The sequence below is a fragment of the Micromonospora sp. NPDC048170 genome (assembly GCF_040652795.1).
Lineage (GTDB): Bacteria > Actinomycetota > Actinomycetes > Mycobacteriales > Micromonosporaceae > Micromonospora.
This window is the reverse complement of the sequence record NZ_JBEZMR010000070.1, coordinates 1-2,312: the sequence shown is the minus strand read 5'-3', so window position 1 is coordinate 2,312 and position 2,312 is coordinate 1. Positions and strand designations below refer to the sequence as shown.

At 71.4% G+C, this 2,312-nt stretch carries 1 protein-coding gene; it reads right to left on the bottom strand.

Features of this window, described 5'->3' with window-relative positions; genetic code table 11:
* Positions 1-2,295, bottom strand: a 2,295-nt coding sequence (locus tag AB0D32_RS32650; protein ID WP_357098807.1) for a condensation domain-containing protein, incomplete at its 3' end; no start/stop codon positions are given.
* Positions 2,296-2,312: the final 17 nt, after the last annotated feature.

Genomic DNA, 2,312 nt, shown 5'->3' with positions numbered 1-2,312 from the left:
CACCGACACCTCACCCGCCGGCAGACACACCACCAACGCGTCACCATCCACGTCGGCGACCATCGCCTCCAACACCGCCCGGTACATGCCACCGATCCGCAGCACGTTCGGGTAGCTGACCAGGTGCGGCCGGGACAGGATGTTGAGTACGCCGCCGAGCGTGGAGACGTGCAGGCCGAACTCGCCGCTGGCCTCGTAGATGGCGTCGTCGAAGTCGACCCGCTCGGTGTCGACCTGCTCGAAGTCGAGGTAGTTGAAGAGGATCTCGATCGGCCGTCGCCCGTCGCCGAGGCGCTGCACGGCCGGCAGCGGGTACCGGCGGTGCGGCCACAGCTCCAGTTCCCCGGCGAACGTCGCCCGGATCAGCTCCCGCCACGTCCGCGCGCGGGCGTCGTGCACGAACGGCAGCGTGTTCAGGTGCATGCCGTACACCCGGTCGGCGCCGGTCACCTCGGGCCGGCCGTGGCTGACCAGGCCGCTGGTGAACACCGGCTCGGCGGTGAGCTGGCTCATCACCTTCAGGTGCGCCGCCAGCAGGACGCTCTTCAGGGACGTGTCGGTCCGGCTGGCCAGGCCGCGCAGGTCGTCCATCAGGTCGTGCAGCGGGACCTGGGTGCCGCACTCGTACTCGGGGACGGACTCGTCCTCGCCCCAGCCGTCAGGCAGCTCGAAGATCGGCTGTGCCACGACGCCCTGCCAGTACTCACGGTCCTCGGGCGACGACAGCGCCTCGATCTCGCCGGCGACGAAGTCGGCGTAGCGGACCGGAGTCGCCTCGAACGCGGCCGGCACGCCGCTGTCGCGCAGGCTGCGGTAGTTGTCGAGGATCTCCATCAGCAGCGAGTGGTGGCTCCAGCCCTCGAGGATGCCGTGCGACATGGTCAGCACGAACCACCACGTGCCGTTGCGGCCGGCCGCTCCGGCGACCCGCATCTGCGGCACCTGGTCGGGGGTGAAGGGCCGGGCCCGCTCGGCGGCCAGGTAGGTCCGCAGCCGGTTCTCGGCCTCCTCGTCCGTGCCGTCGCCCAGGTCGAGCACGGTGACGTCGACGGGCGCCTCGGCGTGCACGAGCTGCATGGGCACCGAGTAGTTGGTCAGGTCGAACGAGGTGCGCAGGATCTCGTGCCGCGCCACCACGGTCTGCACGGCCCGGCGCAGGGCGTCGCCGTCGAAGGCGTGCTCGTCGCGGATCGGGAACGCGGACACGTTGTGGTAGGTGCGCCGCTCCGAGTCGGAGAGGGTGACCACGAGCATGGCGAGCTGCACCTGCGCGCACGGGTACGCGTCGGCGAGCCCGGCGGGCAGGGCGGCCCGGTCGGCGTCGTCGAGCAGGCTGAACGGGGCGACCGCCCGGAAGGCGGGCGCGACCTCGACGTCGTCACCGCCGGTGAGATGCGCGGCAAGGGCGGCGACGGTGCGGTGCACGAAGACGTCGCGCACCGAGACCGGGTGCCCGGCGCCGCGCAGCGCGCCGACGAGCGCGATGGCGCTGATGGAGTGCCCACCGAGGTCGAAGAAGCTCTCCTGGGTGCTGACCTGTTCCAGGTCGAGCACCTGGCCCCAGATCGCCGCCAGCTGGGCCTCCAGCTCGGTCGCCGGGGCGACGTGCTGCCGGTGCGCAGGCACGGCGGTGTCCCAGAGGGCGGCCCGGTCGACCTTGCCGTTGGCGTTGAGCGGGATCGCCTCGACGGCCACGAACTCGGCCGGGATCATGTACTCCGGCAGCTGCTCCGCACACCGCTGCCGCACCCGATCCAGCAGGCCCGGGGCCTCCGGGGCGGCCGGCCGGTAGAACGCCACCAGCCGGTCCGACTCGCCGACCAGGGCCACCGCGTCCGCGATGCCGTCGGTGCCCTCGACGACCGACTCGATCTCGCCCAGCTCGATCCGGTAGCCCCGGATCTTCACCTGGTGGTCGACCCGGCCGACGAACTCCACCGCACCGTCGGGCATCCGGCGCACCAGATCCCCGGTGCGGTACATCCGCGCCCCGGCACCGGCCGCCGCGCCGGCTGCGGCGAACGGGTCCGGCACGAACCGCTCCGCCGTCAACCCCGGCTGCTCCGCATACCCACGGGCCACACCCACGCCACCGACATACAACTCACCGACCACACCCACCGGCGACAGTTGCAGATCCCGGTTGAGCACATACATGGTCATGCCCGGCAAGGCACGGCCGATCGGCACCACCGGACCCGGCTGCTCCCCCTCGATCGGGAAAATACACGTACCCACACTCGCCTCGGTCGGCCCGTACTCATTGACCAGACCACCCGACCCCAACAAACCCAACCACCGGTTCGCCAACG